This window comes from Mycolicibacterium neoaurum ATCC 25795, assembly GCF_000691525.1.
Taxonomy (GTDB): domain Bacteria; phylum Actinomycetota; class Actinomycetes; order Mycobacteriales; family Mycobacteriaceae; genus Mycobacterium; species Mycobacterium neoaurum.
Genome location: NZ_JMDW01000003.1, coordinates 41,390 through 57,580 on the forward strand (window position 1 = coordinate 41,390; position 16,191 = coordinate 57,580).

Consider the following 16,191-nt stretch of genomic DNA (forward strand, 5'->3'; position numbering starts at 1 on the left):
CCAGACGATGTCAGACGGATTCGCCAAACGCAGCCATGTCAGGATCGCCGCCGCGATCCTGGCCACCATCGTGGTGATCGCGGTGGTGCTCACCTACCTGTTCTTCACCGCGGCGTTCACCGCCACCGACACCGTGACCGTCACATCGCAGCGGGCCGGTCTGGTGATGGAGCGCGATGCCAAGGTCAAATACCGCGGGATCCAGATCGGCAAGGTCGCCGATATCGAGTACGCCGGGGACCAGGCCAAGCTGACGCTGTCGATCGATCGCAGCCAGATGCGGTTCATCCCGTCGAATGCGGACGTCAAGATCGGCGGTACCACAGTCTTCGGTGCGAAATCGGTGGAGTTCCTGCCGCCGGAGGATCCCCGCCCCACCACCCTGCAGGCCGGGACCAATATCCAGGCATCGTCTGTCCAGCTCGAGGTCAACACGCTCTTCCAGACACTGACCGATGTGCTGCACAAGGTCGACCCGGTGAACCTGAATGCCACCGTCACCGCCCTCGGTGAGGGTCTGCGGGGTCACGGTGAGGACCTCGGCGTCGCGATGTCCGGCCTGAACAGCTATCTGGCCCAGCTCAATCCGAAGCTGCCCACCGTGCAGGACGACCTGCGTAAGACGGCCGTTGTCGCGGGGATCTACGGTGACGCGGGTCCCGATCTGGCCAGCATCTTCGACAACGCGCCGCGGGTGGCGCAGACGATCATCGACGAGCAGGACAGCCTCAACGCCGCGCTGCTGGCCGCCACCGGGCTGGCCCAGAACGGCACGGCCACCTTGGAACCCGCGGCAGACGACTACATCGCCGCCATCCAGCGGTTGCGTGCCCCGCTCAAGGTGGTCGGCGAGTATTCGCCGGTGTTCCCTTGCATATTGCAGGGCACCGGGAAGGTCATCGACACCTTCGCGCCCATCATCGGCGGGATCCGGCCCGGCCTGTTCGTGGCGTCGAGCTTCATCCCGGGTGCCCCGTCGTACACATACCCGGAAAGCCTGCCGATCGTGAACGCCTCCGGCGGGCCCAACTGCCGCGGTTTGCCCGATGTTCCCGGCAAGCAGTTCGGCGGATCCTGGTACCACACACCGTTCCTCGTGACCGACAACGCCTATGTGCCGTTCCAGCCCAACACCGAACTGCAGTTCAATGCGCCATCCACACTGCAGTTCCTGTTCAACGGTGCCTTTGCCGAACGGGATGATTTCTGATGAATAGCGAGCGCAGAACCCTCATCAACGTCGCGGTCTTCACCATGGCCATGGTGCTGGTGGCTGCCGGGCTGATCGTGGTGTTCGGGCAGTTCCGGTTCGCGTCAAGCAACCAGTACCACGCCACATTCACCGAAGCCTCGCGGCTCAAGAGCGGTCAGGACGTCCGGATCGCCGGTGTACCCGTCGGCTCGGTCAGTGCGGTCACCCTGAACCCGGACAACACCGTCGATGTGGCCTTCGATGTCGACAAGCGCTATCAGCTCTACACCTCGACCCGCGCGGTGGTGCGCTACGAGAACCTCGTCGGTGACCGATATATGGAGATCACCTCGGGCCCAGGGGAATTGCAGAAGTTGCCGGCCGGGTCGACGCTGTCGACGGCGAACACCCAGCCCGCGCTGGATCTCGACGCGCTGCTCGGCGGATTGCGACCGGTGCTCAAGGGCCTGGATGGGAACAAGGTCAACGAGGTCAGCAATGCCGTCATCGAACTGCTCCAGGGCCAAGGCGGCGCCATCCAGAGCATGTTGGCCAGCACCAGCTCGTTCAGTCAGAACCTGGCCGCCCGTGACCAACTGATCGGCGATGTGATCACCAACCTGAACACCGTGCTGGGCACCATCGATGAAAAGGGTGAGCAGTTCAATGCCAGCGTCGACGAACTGCAGAAGCTGATCACCGGCCTGGCCGAGAACCGCGACCCCATCGCCGGTGCGATCGCACCGTTGGCCAGCGCCGAGAACGACCTGACCGAGATGCTGAAGGCGTCGCGGCGGCCGTTGCAGGGCGTCATCGAGAATACCCGGCCGCTGATGCAGCGAATGGACGAGCGCAAGGCCGATATCAACAAGGTCATCGAGCCGCTGGCCGAGAACTACATGCGGCTCAACGGTCTCGGCGCCTACGGTGCGTTCTTCAACATCTATTACTGCTCGATCCGGATGAAGATCAACGGCCCCGCCGGTAGCGACATCCTGATCCCGTTCGGCGGACCGCCGGACCCGTCGAAGGGGAGGTGTTCGGCGAATGGCTAGTCCCGATCGCAGCAATCCGTTGCGCACCGGCATCCTCGGCATCTTCGTGGTGTCCTGCCTGGTGCTGGTGTCCTTCGGGTACACCGGCCTGCCCTGGTATCCGCAGGGCCGCAACTACGAGGCCTATTTCACCGATGCGGGCGGGATCATCCCCGGCAACGATGTGAACATCTCGGGGATCAACGTGGGCAAGGTCAGCTCGGTCTCGCTGGCGGGTGATCAGGCCAAGGTCGGGTTCACCGTCGACCGCAAGATCAAGGTCGGTAACCAGACGCTGGTGGCCATCAAGACCGATACCGTGCTCGGCCAGAAGTCGCTGTCGGTCACCCCCGGCGGCAGCGGGGATTCCACCGTCATCCCGGTGAACCGCACCACCACGCCGTACACCCTCAACACCGCGTTGCAGGATCTCGGCGGCAACGTCGCCGCACTCGACAAGCCCCGGTTCGAGCAGGCCCTGCAGACGCTGACCGATACCCTGCGCGATGCCACCCCGCAGTTGCGTGGTGCCCTGGACGGCGTCGCCGATCTGAGCCGCAGCCTGAACAAGCGCGATGCCGCGCTGGAGCAGCTGCTGCTGCACGCCAAGAACGTCTCGCAGACGCTGGCCGAGCGCTCCGGACAGGTCAATCAGCTGATCACCGACGGTAACCAGCTTTTCGCCGCCCTCGACGAGCGCAGGCAGGCGCTCAGCACGCTGATCGCCGGCATCGACGATGTCTCCCAGCAGCTTTCGGGGTTCGTCGCCGACAACAAGCGCGAGTTCCTGCCGGTGCTGCAGAAGCTCGACGCCGTGATGGCCAATCTGCTGGAGCGCAAGGAGCACATCGGGGAGGCGCTCAAGCGGCTGCCGCCCTATGCCACCGCGTTGGCCGAGGTCGTCGGCAACGGGCCCGGCTTCAACATCAACCTCTATGGGCTGCCGCCGGCAACAATGTCCGAGGTGCTGTTGGACACCTACTTCCAGCCCGGCAAGCTGCCCGACAGCCTCGCCGACATGCTGCGTGGATACATCTCCGAACGCACCCTGATTAGGCCGAAATCGCCATGACGCAACCGAAATCGAAACGATCCAGTTGGCTGCGCGGAGCCGTCGCGGTGACCCTCGTCGCGCTGCTCGCGGTCGGCGTCTACCTGGTGTGGCCGAACCGTGGTGGCCACAAGATCGTCGCCTACTTCCCGACCGCGGTCGGGCTCTACCCCGGTGACGATGTCCGGGTCGTCGGTGTTCCGGTGGGGCGCATCGACTCGATCCAGCCGCGGGCCGACGATGTCAAGATCACCATGACCGTGCAGGACGAGGTCCGGGTACCCGCCGACGCCCGGGCGATCATCATCGCCCCGAACCTGGTCTCGGCCAGGTTCATCCAGCTCACCCCGGCCTACACCGGCGGTGACACGCTTGCCTCCGGCGCCGAGATCGGCATGGACCGCACCGGTGTGCCGGTCGAATGGGACGAGGTCAAGGAACAGCTCACGGCGTTGAGCACCCAGCTCGGACCGAAGGAGGGTGGCCTGCAGGGGCCGCTGACCACCTTCGTCAACCAGGCCGCGGACACCTTCGACGGTAACGGCGATTCGTTCCGGAAGGCGCTGCGCGAGCTGTCCCAGACCGCCGGCCGCCTCGGCGACTCGCGTGCCGACCTGTTCGGCACCATCCGGAACCTGCAGGTACTGGTCAACGCGCTGTCCAACAGCAACGAGCAGATCGTTCAGTTCACCAATCATGTGGCATCGGTGTCGCAGGTGTTGGCCGACAGTTCGGCCGATCTGGACAACACCCTCGGGGTGCTCAACACCGCGCTCGGCGATGTCCGCGGACTGCTCAGCGAATCGAATTCCTCGCTGATCAAATCGGTGAACAGCCTGACCGAGTTCACCCAGATCCTCACCGATCACAGCGATGACATCGAGCAGATCCTGCACGTGACACCCAACGGCCTTGCCAACTTCTACAACATCTACAACCCCGCACAGGGCACCGTCGCGGGCCTGCTGTCGCTGCCCAACTTCGCCAACCCGGTCCAGTTCATCTGCGCGGGCACCTTCGACACCGGCGCGAACCCGGACAATTACAAGCGCGCCGAGATCTGCCGGCAGCGGATGGCCCCGGTGCTCAAACGCATCACCATGAACTACCCGCCGATCCTCTTCCACCCGATCGACAGCATCACCGCCTACAAGGGTCAGATCATCTACGACACCCCGGCCACCGAGGCCAAGTCCCGGACACCGGTTCCGTACCTGCAGTGGCAGCCGGCGCCGGGGGTGACCCCGCCCACCGCCCCGCCGGACGGCAACCTCAGCCAGCTCATCCTGCCGCCACCGGCCGTCGAAGGACAGATCTCCCCGGCCGGGCCGGTTCCGCCGCCGCCTCCGATGGGCACCGGCGCGCTACCCGGTCCGGCACCGGCGGAAGGAGCGGGTGGATGACCCGGAAGCTGTTGCGTGGCGGCGCGCTCGGCGCCTCGGCGCTGGTGTTGGCCGGCTGCCAGTTCGGTGGACTCAACTCGCTGAACATGCCGGGGACCGCCGGCCACGGTGCCGGCTCCTACGTCATCACCGCCGAGCTACCCGATGTCGCGACGTTGCCGCAGAACTCACCGGTGATGCTCGACGACGTCACCGTCGGCAGCGTCTCGGGTATCGAGGCCGTGCAGCGGCCCGACGGTACCTTCTATGCCGCCGTGCAGTTGTCCCTGGACGGCGATGTGGACCTGCCGGAGAACGCGACAGCGACGGTTGCGCAGACCTCGCTGTTGGGATCCCAGCACGTGCAGTTGGCGCCACCGGCCGACGATCCGGTGGGCAAGCTGAAGCAGGGGTCGCGGATCCCGCTGGGTGCCATCGGGCGCTATCCCACCACCGAGGAAGTGCTCTCCGCCCTCGGGATCGTGGTCAACAAGGGTAATCTCGGTGCGCTGCAGGACATCACCGATGAGGCCTACGCCGCGGTCGCCGGCCGGTCCGGCAGTTTCGCCGGTCTGCTGCCCCGCCTCGCCGAACTGACGGCCTCCCTGGACCGCCAGACCGATGACATCATCACCGCCGCCGACGGTCTGAACCGGTTCGCCTCGATCCTGGCCCGCAGCAAGGACAATTTGGGCCGCACGCTCGATACGCTGCCCAATGCCCTGCTTGTGCTGAACAACAACCGGCAGAACATCGTCGACGCGTTCGCCGCACTGCGCGGGTTCGCCGAAGTGGGCTCGCGGGTGCTCTCGGAGACCAAGGACGATTTCGCGGCCGATCTCAAGGATCTGTACCCGATCATCAAGGCGCTCAACGACAATGCCGATGACTTCATCAAGGACCTGGAATTCCTGCCGACGTTCCCGTTCCACTACAAGTACCTGCGCAATGCCGTCCGCGGTGACTACTTGAACGTGTTCGTGACCTTCGACCTGACCGTGCGCCGGTTCGGTGAGACTTTGTTCCCCACCTCGTTCTTCGACCCGAACATGAAGCGGCTCAACGAGGTGATCAACCCGCCGGACTTCCTGACCGGCGCGGTGGCCAACCTGTCCGGTCAGGCGGCCGACCCGTTCAAGATCCCGCCGGGTACCGCGACCCAGCACGAGGGGGCGCCGTAATGCTGACCCGCCTGACCCGCCTGCAGCTGTCCATCTTCGCCGTGGTGACGGTGCTGACCGTCACCGCCATCTCGGCGTTCTACCTGCACGTCCCCGCCACGCTTGGGATCGGCACCTACAACGTCACGGCCAATTTCGTGGCCGGTGGCGGTCTGTATCAGAACGCGAACGTGACCTATCGTGGTGTCACCATCGGACGTGTCGAGAATGTCGGGCTGACCGATGACGGTGTGGCCGCCAACATGCGGTTGAACACCGATACCGAGGTGCCCGCCAATGTCACCGCCACGGTGAAGAGCGTGTCCGCCGTCGGCGAGCAGTACATCGACCTGGTCCCCCCGGAGGGGCAGGCCGACTCCGAGCTGCTGCGCAACGGGTCGACCATCGGGGTGGAGCGCACCGCGATCGGCCAGGACATCGCCGGCATGCTCAAACAGGCCGATGATCTGGTCAACAGCGTCGGCGATGCCCGCATCCAGGATCTGTTATCGGAGACCTTCAAGGCCTTCAACGGGTCCGGTCCCGAGCTGGCCCGGCTCATCCAGTCCGGTCGTGATCTGGTCGACGAGGCCAATGCCGCCTATCCCCAGACCGCCCAGTTGATCGACGAGGCCGGCCCGTTCCTGGACGCCCAGATCGAGTCCGGGGACAGCATCCGTGCCACCGCCGACGGCCTGGCCCGGTTGACCGGTGAGGTCGCCAATGCCGATCCGCAGCTGCGTTCGGTGCTGCAGACGGTGCCCGGTGCCGCCGCCGAGGCCAATGTGACGTTCGAGGGAATCCGGCCGACGTTCCCGGTACTGGCCGCGAATCTCGCCAATGTCGGCCGCATCGGCGTCATCTATCACAAGTCGATCGAGCAGGCGCTGGTGATCTTCCCGGCCCTGCTGGCCGCGCTGTACACCGTCGGCACCGGTCTGCCCGCCGACGAGGGTGGCAAGCTGGACTTCAAGATCAACCTCGGCGACTCGCCGCCGTGTTCGGTCGGGTTCCTGCCCCCGACGGAGATCCGTTCGCCTGCCGACACCACGTTGCGTGAGTTGCCGACCGATTTGTACTGCAAGACGGCACAGAACGATCCGTCGGTCGTGCGCGGTGCCCGCAACTATCCGTGCCAGGAGTTCCCTGGTAAGCGGGCACCGACTGTGCAGCTGTGCCGCGATCCGGTCGGATACGTCCCGATCGGCAGCAACCCGTGGCGCGGGCCACCGGTGCCCTATGGCACCCCGATCACGGATCCGCGAAATATCACGCCGCCGAACAAGTTCCCGAACATCCCGCCGGCGGCGGATTACGATCCGGGCCCGCCCGCCGTGCAGTTGCCACCGGGTGTGCAACCGGGGCCGGGACCCGCGCCCAACGCGCCGTTCCCGAACCCGGTGCCGCCGAACAACAATCCGCCGGCACCCCCGTGGCCGTTCTATGCCCCGCCGGATCAGGTGCTGCCGCCCTACGGTCGCCAGGTGCCTGCTCCGCCGCTGCCGCCGGGTACGCCGATTTATCGGCCGCCGGGTTCAGAGGCGCCGGCTCTGGCGCCACCGCCGCAGGCGCTGGTGCCACCGGCTCCCGCACCTCCGCTGCCGGGTCCGCTACCGGCCGAACAGCCCGTGGCCAGCGCGTCCCTGACGACCACCTACGATCCGAAGACGGGAGTGTTCGCCGATCCGACGAATGGCGGCACCGGAGTGTTCGCATCAGGGAGTGACAAGTTCACCCCCGCGGAGAATTGGGTGGATCTGATGATGGCGCCAGGACAGCTGTAGATGGTCGACGGAGAAACGACCGAGAACACCGACACCGATGGCGAGCAGACCCGCAAGGTAGCGCGCCGACGGGCATCTCGGGCAGCCGGTCCCGCCGGCTCGGGTGCCACGGATGTGGCCACGACCCTGCCGGTGCCGCCGGCAGCGGTCACGGTGCCCACACCGGTGCGCGCAGCACCGTTGCCGCCGCGCCGGCCGCACCGGGCGCTGGTATCCCTGGTCTCGGCGGTGGCGGCTCTGGTCGCCGCGGCCATCCTGGTGACGGCCGTGGTGGTGCTCACGGTGCAGCGACGCGAGGCGGCCGAAAGCCAGGCCCGCGAACAGCAATTCGTCGACACCGCCTCGCAGACCGTGATGAACATGTTCAGCTACGACCAGGACAGCATCGACGAGAGCGTGAACCGCTTCGTCGACGGCACCAGCGGACCGTTGCGCGACATGATGAGCCAGGACAACAACGTCGACAACCTGAAGGCCATCTTCCGTGACACCAATGCCAGCTCCGAGGCTGTCATCAGCGGTGCGGCGCTGGAGAAGATCGACGAGATCGGCGGCAACGCATCGGTTCTGGTGTCGGTACGGGTGACCGTGACCGATATGGACGGTGTCAACACCCCGTCGCAGCCGTACCGGATGCGGGTGATCGTGCACGAGGACGGCAACGGCCACATGACCGCATATGACCTGAAGTACCCCGAAGGGGGCAATTGATGCGCACCAGACTCATCCAGGCGGCGTCGGTGCTCTTCGCCCTCGCTCTGGTCGCGCTGGCGGCCATCGCGGGCGGGCTGTACTGGGACAGGGTGCAGACGCAAGCGGCGCAGGCAGCCGAGGCCGAATTGCCCGCTCTGGCCATCCAGCAGATTCCGCGGGTCTTCGGTTACGACTTCCAGACGGTGGAGCGCAGCCTCTCCGAGGCCGCAACACTGCTGACGCCGGACTATCGGCGCGAGTTCGAGGACCGCGCCGCCAAGGACATCATCCCGCAGGCTCGGGAGCGTCAGGTGGTCAGCCAGGCACACGCCGTCGGCGCCGGAATGCTCAGTGCACAACGAGACTCGGCATCGGTACTGGTGTTCATGAACCGCACGGTCACCGACAAGTCCAAGGAGTCGGTGTACGACGGCAGCCGGCTGAAGGTCGACTACCAGAAGGTCGACGGTCGCTGGCTGATCAGCTACATCACGCCGATCTAGTCAGGGCCGGTCCCGGCAAGCGCATCCAGGAACGACCGCGCCCAGCGGTCGACATCGTGGGCGAGCACCTGCCGGCGTAATGCGCGCATCCGGCGCCTGCCCTCCTCGGGAGTCTGGTTCAGCGCCTGTTCGATTGCATCGCGAACACCATCGGTGTGGTGCGGGTTGCACAGATAGGCCTGGCGTAATTCCGCTGCGGCGCCGGTGAATTCGGAGAGCACGAGAGCGCCGCCGAGATCACTGCGGCAGGCGACGTACTCCTTGGCCACCAGATTCATCCCGTCGCGTAACGGGGTGACGAGCATGACATCGGCGGCGACGAAGAAGGCGATCAGGTCATCGCGGGGGACCGGCCGGTGCAGATAGTGCACCACCGGGTGGCCGACCTCGCCGTACTCACCGTTGATGTGCCCGACCTGTCGCTCGATACCCTCGCGCATCTCGATATAGCTCTCCACCCGCTCACGGCTGGGCGTGGCGAGTTGGACCAACACCGTGTCGGAGCGGTCGGCGCGATCTTCGGCCAGCAGCTCGGAGAAGGCCTTCAACCGGACATCGATGCCCTTGGTGTAGTCCAGTCGGTCGACGCCGAGTAGCAGCTTTCGCGGGTTGCCCAGCTCGGCGCGGATCTCGCGGGCACGCTGACGGATGCTGCGGGCGCGCGCCTTGCGATCGAGTTCGGCCGAGTCGATGGAGATGGGGAAGGCGCCCACCTTGACGGTGCGAAAACCGATCTGCACCTCACCGAAGCGCGAGCGGACGCCGATCGTGGCGCGGGAGGTGTTGGCGCCCAGTAGGCGACGAGCCAGGATCAGGAAGTTCTGCGCGCCCCCGGCCAGGTGGAACCCCACCAGGTCGGCGCCGAGGAGTCCCTCGATGATCTCGGTGCGCCAGGGCATCTGCATGAACAGTTCCACCGGCGGAAAAGGGATGTGCAGGAAGAAGCCGATGGTCAGATCGGGCCGCAGCATCCGCAGCATCTTGGGGACCAACTGCAGCTGGTAATCCTGGATCCAGACGGTTGCCCCCGGTGCGGCGGCACGCGCCGTGGCCTCGGCGAAGCGCCGGTTCACCTCGACATAGCGATCCCACCAGTGCCGGTGGTACTGCGGTTTGACGATGACATCGTGGTACAGCGGCCAGAGGGTGGCGTTGGAGAAACCCTCGTAGTAGAGCGCCACGTCCTCGGCCGACAACCGCACGGGATAGAGCTTGAGGTCCTCTTCGACGATGGGCTCTTCGTCACCGTCCGGAACGCCGGCCCAACCGATCCATGCACCGCTCTGCTTGCGCAGTATCGGCTCCAGCGCGGTCACCAGGCCGCCCGGGCTGCGTTTCCAGGTGGTGGTTCCGTCGGGGAGACGGACCTGGTCGATCGGCAGCCGGTTGGCGACGACAACGAAGTCGGCGTGCCCGGATTCCGGGATGGAGTCGGCGGAATCGACTCCGGGGGCCACTAGGCCTCGGACTTCGCGGGTCCGATACCCAGCATTGCCAGGAACATCCGGCACTCCTCGGCGTCGACGGCATAGGCGGCGACGACGCGGCGCGCCTGGCTGGCCGTATCGTCGGCGACGGGCTCGACCTCGCCGATGTCGGCGGCATCTGTTTTTGCAGGCATCCCTCAATGCTAGGCGACCGGCGTCGGCCGGGGGCTGCCAGGGAGGATTCCGTTGTCGCCGGAAACCTCGGCGCCGAGGTCAGCGGTGCCGTATAACTGGAACCTGTTCTAGTTAGGTGATCTTCTTTTCGCGGAGGTATGTCCATGCTGCTGTCGCTGGCCGAGCGCACCTATCTGGTCACCGGGGGTGGCAGCGGTATCGGCAAGGGGGTGGCGGCCGCCATCGTCGGCGCCGGCGGCAACGTCGTGCTCGCCGGCCGTAATGCCGACAAATTGGAGGCCGCGGCAGCGGAGATCGGCGGCGCGGGCACCGGTCAGGTGAACTACCAGCCCGCCGATATCACCGACGAGGACGAGGCCGCCCGCCTCGTCGACGCGGCGACCGCCTGGCACGGCAGGCTCGACGGCGTCGTGCACAGCGCAGGCGGTTCGGAAACGATCGGCCCGCTGACCCAGATCGACTCCGCGGCCTGGCGCAACACGGTCGACCTGAACATCAACGGGACCATGTACGTGCTGAAGCACTCCGCCCGCGAGCTGGTCCGCGGCGGCGGCGGATCGTTCGTCGGAATCTCCTCGATCGCCTCGAGCAACACCCACCGCTGGTTCGGCGCCTACGGGCCCAGCAAGGCCGCGCTGGATCATCTGATGATGGTCGCCGCCGACGAGCTGGGTCCGTCCTCGGTACGCGTCAACGGGATCCGTCCCGGATTGACCCGCACCGACATGGTGGCGCCGATCTTCGACGTGCCTGCACTGAGCGCGGACTACGCCGCATGCACGCCGCTGCCGCGGGTCGGCGAGGTCGAGGATGTCGCGAATCTGGCGGTGTTCCTGCTCAGCGATGCCGCGAGCTTCATCACCGGCCAGGTGATCAACGTCGACGGCGGGCACGGCCTGCGACGCGGGCCCGATCTCTCCGGGATGCTCGAGCCACTGTTCGGTGCGGACGGTCTGCGCGGTGTGGTAACCGACTAGCTGGGCAGGACGTCCGGGCAGTACACCCGGGCGGCGATACCGGCGAAGGTCGTGACGCCGTCCTTGCTCAGCTTGGTGTGATCGCGGACGTAGTAAACGGCCTTCTGCAGTTTTGCGCCGCTGCCGTCGCCGGCGATCTCGCACATCCGCTGGGCGATCCTCACGGCGTCCTCATCGCTGCCGACCTGCACGCCCTGCTGGGCGATCGCGGCGAGGAACTGCTCCTGGGTGAGTTCTTCGGCGGCGGCGGGCGCGGCGGCGCCGAGCCCGGCTCCGGCGGCCAGGACAACGGCGGCCAGCAAGCGCGTGACGGTCATGTGCTCTCCTGTCCCAGCGTCGAGCGGGATACCTCGGCAGACGCTGTGGGGACTATCGACGGGATGGCCGTCGACGTTACCCAACGGGGTCGGCGGCCAGGGATTCGGCGGCGCGTTTCACGGCGTTGACGATGCCCTGGTAACCGGTGCACCGGCAGAAGTTCCCGGACAGGCCCTCACGGATCTCCTGGTCGGTGGGATCGGGGTTGTCGCGCAGCAATGCCGTGATGGATGTGACGAAACCGGGCGTGCAGAAGCCGCACTGCAGCCCGTGACATTCGCGCATGGCCGCCTGCACGGCGGACAGGGTGCCGTCAGCATCGGCAATGCCCTCGACCGTGGTGACGTCCTGGCCGTCGGCCTGGACTGCCAACACCAGACACGCACGGACCGCCTGTCCCTCCAACAGCACCGTGCAGGCACCGCAGGCGCCGTGCTCACACCCCAGATGGGTTCCGGTCAGGCCGCAATTCTCCCGCAGGTGATCGGCCAGCGTGACGCGCGCCTCGACGCTGTCCCGGTAACGGCGGCCGTTCACGGTGATGTCGACCGGTAGTTCATGCATCGAGCGCCTCCTCGGTTGCGTCGGCCCATGCGCGGGCGACCATCGCCGAACCGACCCGGGTCCGGTAGGCCACCGATCCCTGCCGGTCGGCGGGGATGTCGAGCAGCTCGGACAGCGCCAACGCCCCGAATTCCGCGGCGGTGATATCGGTGACGGGCCGGCCGAGCACGGCGCGTTCGGCCGGGGTGCCGCGCAACGGTGTGGACCCCAGGCCCAGTAGGCCCACCGCGCACCGCCGCACCCGGTCATCGGCGTCGATCTCCACCGCCACGGTGGCGCCGGCAATGGCGAAATCGCCGTGCCGGCGCGCAAATTCGCGCACGGCGAAACCGGTGCGTCCAGACCAGACCGGGAACCGAACGGCACACAGCAGTTCGTCGCCGGCCAGCGCGTTCTCCCACAGTCCGGTGAAGAAGTCTGCTGCCGGTATCCGTCGGTCACCCCGTGCCGAGGCGGCATCGATGGTGGCGTCCAATGTCAGTGCCACCGCGGCGAACTCGGCGGCAGGGTCGGCGTGGGCGAGTGCACCGCCGAGGGTGCCGCGGTTGCGGATCTGGAAATGCCCGATATGCGGTGTAGCCAAGGACAGCAGCGGGACAGACTCGGCGACCTCGTCGTCCATCCCCACGAGTGCGTGGGAAGTACCCGCGCCGACCACCAGTTCATCGCCGTCGAGGTCGATGCCACACAACTCGGGGATCCGGGAGATGTCGACCAGGTTCTCGAAATGGGTGAGCCGCATGGCCAGTAGCGGGATCAGGCTCTGGCCGCCGGCGAGCACCTTTGCCTCGTCGCCCATCTCGGCGAGTGCCTGAAGCGCTTCGGCGACCGATGCAGGGCGGTGGTAGGCGAAGGGGGCGGCCTTCATGCCAGCAGCCTCGACAGGCCGGCGATCAGTTCGTCTGCCCTGGCCACCGCCGGACTCACGGAGTTGCGCCGGCGCCCGACGAGGAAGCCGATCACGCCCGCTGCGGCGGCCGCGCCGAGCACCGGCCCATACCGCTTGGCCATGGGAACGGCGACGAGCGTGAACAGATCGACCGAGTCGGCTCCCGGTTGGGCGGCCACCGCGGCGTTCTCCGCGGTCGGTGCTGTCGTGGATTGTGCGGATACCGTTGCGCCACCGAGCAACTCTGCTTCCAGGCGGCGTGCGAACTGGGCGATCAGATTTCCCGACACATCGGCGAGCACACCCCGGCCGAACTGGGCCGCCTTTCCGGAGATGGCCAGGTCGGTGGTGATCACCACGGTGGTGGCATCACCCTCATCCTTGAGCTGTGCTGTCACCGTTGCGGCGGCGGTGCCATTGCCGCGGGTCTCCTTGCCTTCGGCCTTGAGCACCAGCCGTCGGGCAGCAACGTCCTTCTCCTCGTAGGTGGCAACTCCCTTGTAGGACACCGTGATCGGGCCGACCTTGACCTTGACGGCGCCGGTGAAGTCGTCACCGTCGACACTGAGCAGGGTGGCGCCGGGCAGGCAGGGTGCCACCCGCTCCACGTCGGTGAAGACGTCCCAGACCGTCGCGGCCGGTACCGCGACCCGGAATTCATTGTTGAGTTCCACGATCAGCGGTCCTTCCGTTGCGCGGCAGCTTCGATGAGGTCGACGATGGCCGCAGGGGTGGCCGGCATCGAGGTGACGGTGACGCCGAGCGGCGCCAGCGCGTCGTTGATGGCATTGATGACCGCTGGGGGCGACCCGATGGCCCCGCCCTCGCCTGCACCCTTGTAGCCACCGACGCCGGGACCGGGAATCTCCACGTGGCCGAACTCGATGGGCGGGATCTCGGTGGCCGTCGGCAGCAGATAGTCGACGAACGTGGAAGCGACGGGGTTGCCCGCGTCGTCATAAGCCAGGTGCTCCAGCAGTGCACCACCGATGCCCTGGACCGTGCCACCGGCGACCTGACCCTCGACCACGTTCGGATTGATCATCGGCCCGACGTCCTCACTGACGATATAGCGGGTCAGCGAGACCTGTCCGGTGACGATGTCGACCTCACAGGTGCACACGTGGGTCGCGTTGGCCCAGTGGATCATCGCCTGCGAGTTGAACCGCGCGGTCGCTTCGAGCGTCGGGGGGACGCCACCCAGTTGGGCCGGCTCGTAGTAGGAACGGTAGGCGATATCGGCGAAGCTGACCGACCTGTCCGGATCGGAGCGCACCGTGGCGGTGGAGTCGCCGAGGGCGATGTCGTCGGCATCGACGCCGAGGATGTGTGCGGCGATCGCGACGATCTGTCCGCGCAAGATCGAGCCCGCCTCGTGCACGGCACCGGCCGTCATGGGGCCGCTGCGACTGCCTTGTGTCCCGGCCCCGTACGGTGTGACCGCGGTGTCACCTTGGATGGTGGATACATCGTCGATGTTCGCGCCAAGGGCATCCGCGGTCAGCTGGACGACGGTGGTCTCGATGCTGTTACCTGCCGAACCGCCGTTGACGTACACGTTGATCTTGCCGGTCGACTCCATCCGGATGGTGGCACCTTCGGTGGCCAGGTGCCCGGTCGCGGCGCCGGTCGGCTCGATATAGGCCGAGAAGCCCAGGCCGATATAGCGGCCGTGCGCCAATGCCTGCTCCTGCGCCTTGCGGAAGCCCTCGTGGTCGAGAATCTTCACCGCCTGCTCGAAGGTGTCCGCAGGAGCGCAGTTGTCGTACGGCATGCCGTTGGGGTTGAAGAACGGCATCTCGTCACCGCGCAGGATGTTGATCCTGCGCAACTCCACAGGGTCCATCCCGATCTTGCGGGCAGCGATGTCGAGAAGCATTTCCCGGGTGAGGGTTTCGTACTGCCACGGCCCGCGATAGGCGTGCAGGCCCGGGGTGTTGGAGAACACCGTCTTGTAATTGAAGCTGGCCTTCGGAACGCGGTACGGGCCCGGGAAGAACATCCCGATGGCCGCGGTGGTGAGCACCGGATAAGGCGTCGGGTACGCCCCGATGTCCTGGATGAAGTCGATGTCGGCGGCCAGGATCCTGCCGTCGGCGTCGAACGCCATTCGCACGGTGCCGTCGACGTGGCGGGATTGGCCGGCCGACATCAGATTCTCGCGGCGATCCTCGATCCATTTGAGCGGACCGGGCACCTTGCGGGCGGCCAGCATGATGCACATGTCTTCCCGCAGCGGCACGACCTTCTGACCGAACCCGCCACCGGTGTCCCGCACGATCACCCGCACACCCTGTGCCGGGATGCCGAGCAGACGAGCGGCGAAGGCGCGCAGCTCATGCGGGGTCTGGCTGGATCCCCACACCGTGAGCTCCGAGGTGCCCGCGGTCCACTCGACGACGATGCCGCGCGTCTCCATCGGAACCGGGACGTACATCTGCTGGTAGATGCGTTCCTTTACGACATGGGCTGCGTTGGCGAAGACGTCCTCGTCGGGCGGCATGCCGCCCATTCCGCCGGCCACGTTGTCGGGGTATGCCTGGTGCACCACGACTTCGGCGCCGATGGCTTTGCGGAAGTCGGCGAGGGCGGGAAGGGGCGTGTAGTCCACATCGACCAGATCGGCGGCGTCCTCGGCGAGCCTGCGGCTTGCGGCGACGACAAGGGCCACCGGGTCTCCGACGAACTTCACCTCACCGTCTGCCAGTGGGGGGCGGGGCGTGTCAGCGATGTCCTTACCGGCCACCGCATGCCAGGCCTCGCGGACGTCTGGATTGATATCGGCCGCGGTGAAGACCGCCTGCACGCCCGGCAGCGCCAGTGCCGCCGCGGTGTCGATGCCGTTGACGGTGGCGCGCGCGAAGGGACTGCGCACGAAGCAGGCGTGCAGCATGCCGGGTCGTTGGATGTCATCGACGTAGGTGCCCCGGCCGGTCAGCAACCGGGTGTCCTCGACACGGGGGACGCGGGCGCCGGCGTATCGGGTGTCGACGGTTCCCGTCACTGCTGACTCCCCTCGTTC

16 protein-coding genes are annotated in these 16,191 nt (G+C 66.6%); 9 read left to right on the forward strand and 7 right to left on the reverse strand.

Annotation, left to right across the window (positions count from 1 at the left end):
* Window positions 1-7: 7 nt before the first annotated feature.
* Genes IC40_RS0101995 through IC40_RS0102030 form a run of 8 tightly spaced genes read left to right on the forward strand, consistent with a single transcriptional unit; the run spans window position 8 to window position 8,799 of the window.
* The gene (locus IC40_RS0101995) at window positions 8-1,210 is read left to right on the forward strand and encodes an MCE family protein (RefSeq protein WP_030133101.1); all 1,203 of its coding nucleotides are present in this window, start codon (window positions 8-10) and stop codon (window positions 1,208-1,210) included.
* A complete protein-coding gene (locus IC40_RS0102000; protein WP_030133102.1) occupies window positions 1,210-2,247 on the forward strand; it encodes an MCE family protein in 1,038 nt (345 codons plus the stop codon). Before IC40_RS0101995 ends, IC40_RS0102000 begins: the two co-directional genes overlap by 1 nt.
* Window positions 2,240-3,298, forward strand: a complete 1,059-nt coding sequence (locus IC40_RS0102005) for an MCE family protein (protein ID WP_030133103.1) — start codon at window positions 2,240-2,242, stop codon at window positions 3,296-3,298. Before IC40_RS0102000 ends, IC40_RS0102005 begins: the two co-directional genes overlap by 8 nt.
* Entirely contained in the window at window positions 3,295-4,680 is a 1,386-nt protein-coding gene (locus IC40_RS0102010) for an MCE family protein (RefSeq protein ID WP_030133104.1), read from the forward strand. Before IC40_RS0102005 ends, IC40_RS0102010 begins: the two co-directional genes overlap by 4 nt.
* Window positions 4,677-5,840, forward strand: a complete 1,164-nt coding sequence (locus tag IC40_RS0102015) for an MCE family protein (protein WP_030133105.1) — start codon at window positions 4,677-4,679, stop codon at window positions 5,838-5,840. The genes IC40_RS0102010 and IC40_RS0102015 overlap by 4 nt, the downstream gene beginning before the upstream one ends.
* Window positions 5,840-7,603: an MCE family protein gene (locus tag IC40_RS0102020; RefSeq protein WP_030133106.1), complete on the forward strand. Its 1,764-nt coding sequence runs from the start codon at window positions 5,840-5,842 to the stop codon at window positions 7,601-7,603. The genes IC40_RS0102015 and IC40_RS0102020 overlap by 1 nt, the downstream gene beginning before the upstream one ends.
* Complete coding sequence (locus IC40_RS0102025; RefSeq protein WP_030133107.1) at window positions 7,604-8,314, forward strand: Rv1363c family protein; 711 nt, start codon at window positions 7,604-7,606, stop codon at window positions 8,312-8,314.
* A complete protein-coding gene (locus IC40_RS0102030; RefSeq protein ID WP_030133108.1) occupies window positions 8,314-8,799 on the forward strand; it encodes an Rv1363c family protein in 486 nt (161 codons plus the stop codon). The genes IC40_RS0102025 and IC40_RS0102030 overlap by 1 nt, the downstream gene beginning before the upstream one ends.
* Here IC40_RS0102030 and IC40_RS0102035 read toward each other — a convergent pair.
* Together IC40_RS0102035 and IC40_RS28000 are read right to left on the reverse strand one after the other, a co-directional pair.
* Window positions 8,796-10,256 (reverse strand): alpha,alpha-trehalose-phosphate synthase (UDP-forming), encoded by a 1,461-nt coding sequence (locus IC40_RS0102035; RefSeq protein WP_042509854.1) that lies wholly within the window; start codon window positions 10,254-10,256, stop codon window positions 8,796-8,798. The genes IC40_RS0102030 and IC40_RS0102035 overlap by 4 nt on opposite strands.
* Entirely contained in the window at window positions 10,256-10,420 is a 165-nt protein-coding gene (locus tag IC40_RS28000) for a hypothetical protein (RefSeq protein WP_019511039.1), read from the reverse strand. Before IC40_RS28000 ends, IC40_RS0102035 begins: the two co-directional genes overlap by 1 nt.
* Window positions 10,421-10,564: 144 nt before the next feature.
* Here IC40_RS28000 and IC40_RS0102045 point away from each other — a divergent pair, with 144 nt between their 5' ends.
* Complete coding sequence (locus IC40_RS0102045; protein WP_030133110.1) at window positions 10,565-11,398, forward strand: SDR family oxidoreductase; 834 nt, start codon at window positions 10,565-10,567, stop codon at window positions 11,396-11,398.
* Here IC40_RS0102045 and IC40_RS0102050 read toward each other — a convergent pair.
* The 5 genes from IC40_RS0102050 to IC40_RS0102070 all read right to left on the reverse strand — a co-directional run bounded on the left by IC40_RS0102050 (window position 11,395) and on the right by IC40_RS0102070 (window position 16,173).
* Complete coding sequence (locus tag IC40_RS0102050; protein ID WP_030133111.1) at window positions 11,395-11,715, reverse strand: DUF732 domain-containing protein; 321 nt, start codon at window positions 11,713-11,715, stop codon at window positions 11,395-11,397. The genes IC40_RS0102045 and IC40_RS0102050 overlap by 4 nt on opposite strands.
* A 76-nt stretch (window positions 11,716-11,791) precedes the next feature.
* On the reverse strand, window positions 11,792-12,280 hold the full coding sequence (locus tag IC40_RS0102055) for a (2Fe-2S)-binding protein (RefSeq protein ID WP_030133112.1): 489 nt from the start codon (window positions 12,278-12,280) through the stop codon (window positions 11,792-11,794).
* A complete protein-coding gene (locus tag IC40_RS0102060; protein ID WP_030133113.1) occupies window positions 12,273-13,148 on the reverse strand; it encodes an FAD binding domain-containing protein in 876 nt (291 codons plus the stop codon). Before IC40_RS0102060 ends, IC40_RS0102055 begins: the two co-directional genes overlap by 8 nt.
* The gene (locus IC40_RS0102065; RefSeq protein WP_030133114.1) at window positions 13,145-13,843 is read right to left on the reverse strand and encodes an SRPBCC family protein; all 699 of its coding nucleotides are present in this window, start codon (window positions 13,841-13,843) and stop codon (window positions 13,145-13,147) included. Before IC40_RS0102065 ends, IC40_RS0102060 begins: the two co-directional genes overlap by 4 nt.
* Before the next feature lie 2 nt (window positions 13,844-13,845).
* Window positions 13,846-16,173 (reverse strand): xanthine dehydrogenase family protein molybdopterin-binding subunit, encoded by a 2,328-nt coding sequence (locus tag IC40_RS0102070; protein ID WP_030133115.1) that lies wholly within the window; start codon window positions 16,171-16,173, stop codon window positions 13,846-13,848.
* Window positions 16,174-16,191 lie beyond the last annotated feature (18 nt).

Bases quoted from the DNA above. Each gene is read 5' to 3' on its own strand.
- IC40_RS0101995 (WP_030133101.1), top strand. From the start codon at position 8: ATGTCAGACGGATTCGCCAAACGCAGCCATGTCAGGATCGCCGCCGCG.
- IC40_RS0102030 (WP_030133108.1), top strand. From the start codon at position 8,314: ATGCGCACCAGACTCATCCAGGCGGCGTCGGTGCTCTTCGCCCTCGCT.
- IC40_RS0102055 (WP_030133112.1), bottom strand. From the start codon at position 12,280: ATGCATGAACTACCGGTCGACATCACCGTGAACGGCCGCCGTTACCGG.
- IC40_RS0102020 (WP_030133106.1), top strand. From the start codon at position 5,840: ATGCTGACCCGCCTGACCCGCCTGCAGCTGTCCATCTTCGCCGTGGTG.
- IC40_RS0102060 (WP_030133113.1), bottom strand. From the start codon at position 13,148: ATGAAGGCCGCCCCCTTCGCCTACCACCGCCCTGCATCGGTCGCCGAA.
- IC40_RS28000 (WP_019511039.1), bottom strand. From the start codon at position 10,420: ATGCCTGCAAAAACAGATGCCGCCGACATCGGCGAGGTCGAGCCCGTC.
- IC40_RS0102005 (WP_030133103.1), top strand. From the start codon at position 2,240: ATGGCTAGTCCCGATCGCAGCAATCCGTTGCGCACCGGCATCCTCGGC.
- IC40_RS0102050 (WP_030133111.1), bottom strand. From the start codon at position 11,715: ATGACCGTCACGCGCTTGCTGGCCGCCGTTGTCCTGGCCGCCGGAGCC.
- IC40_RS0102015 (WP_030133105.1), top strand. From the start codon at position 4,677: ATGACCCGGAAGCTGTTGCGTGGCGGCGCGCTCGGCGCCTCGGCGCTG.
- IC40_RS0102000 (WP_030133102.1), top strand. From the start codon at position 1,210: ATGAATAGCGAGCGCAGAACCCTCATCAACGTCGCGGTCTTCACCATG.
- IC40_RS0102010 (WP_030133104.1), top strand. From the start codon at position 3,295: ATGACGCAACCGAAATCGAAACGATCCAGTTGGCTGCGCGGAGCCGTC.
- IC40_RS0102045 (WP_030133110.1), top strand. From the start codon at position 10,565: ATGCTGCTGTCGCTGGCCGAGCGCACCTATCTGGTCACCGGGGGTGGC.
- IC40_RS0102025 (WP_030133107.1), top strand. From the start codon at position 7,604: ATGGTCGACGGAGAAACGACCGAGAACACCGACACCGATGGCGAGCAG.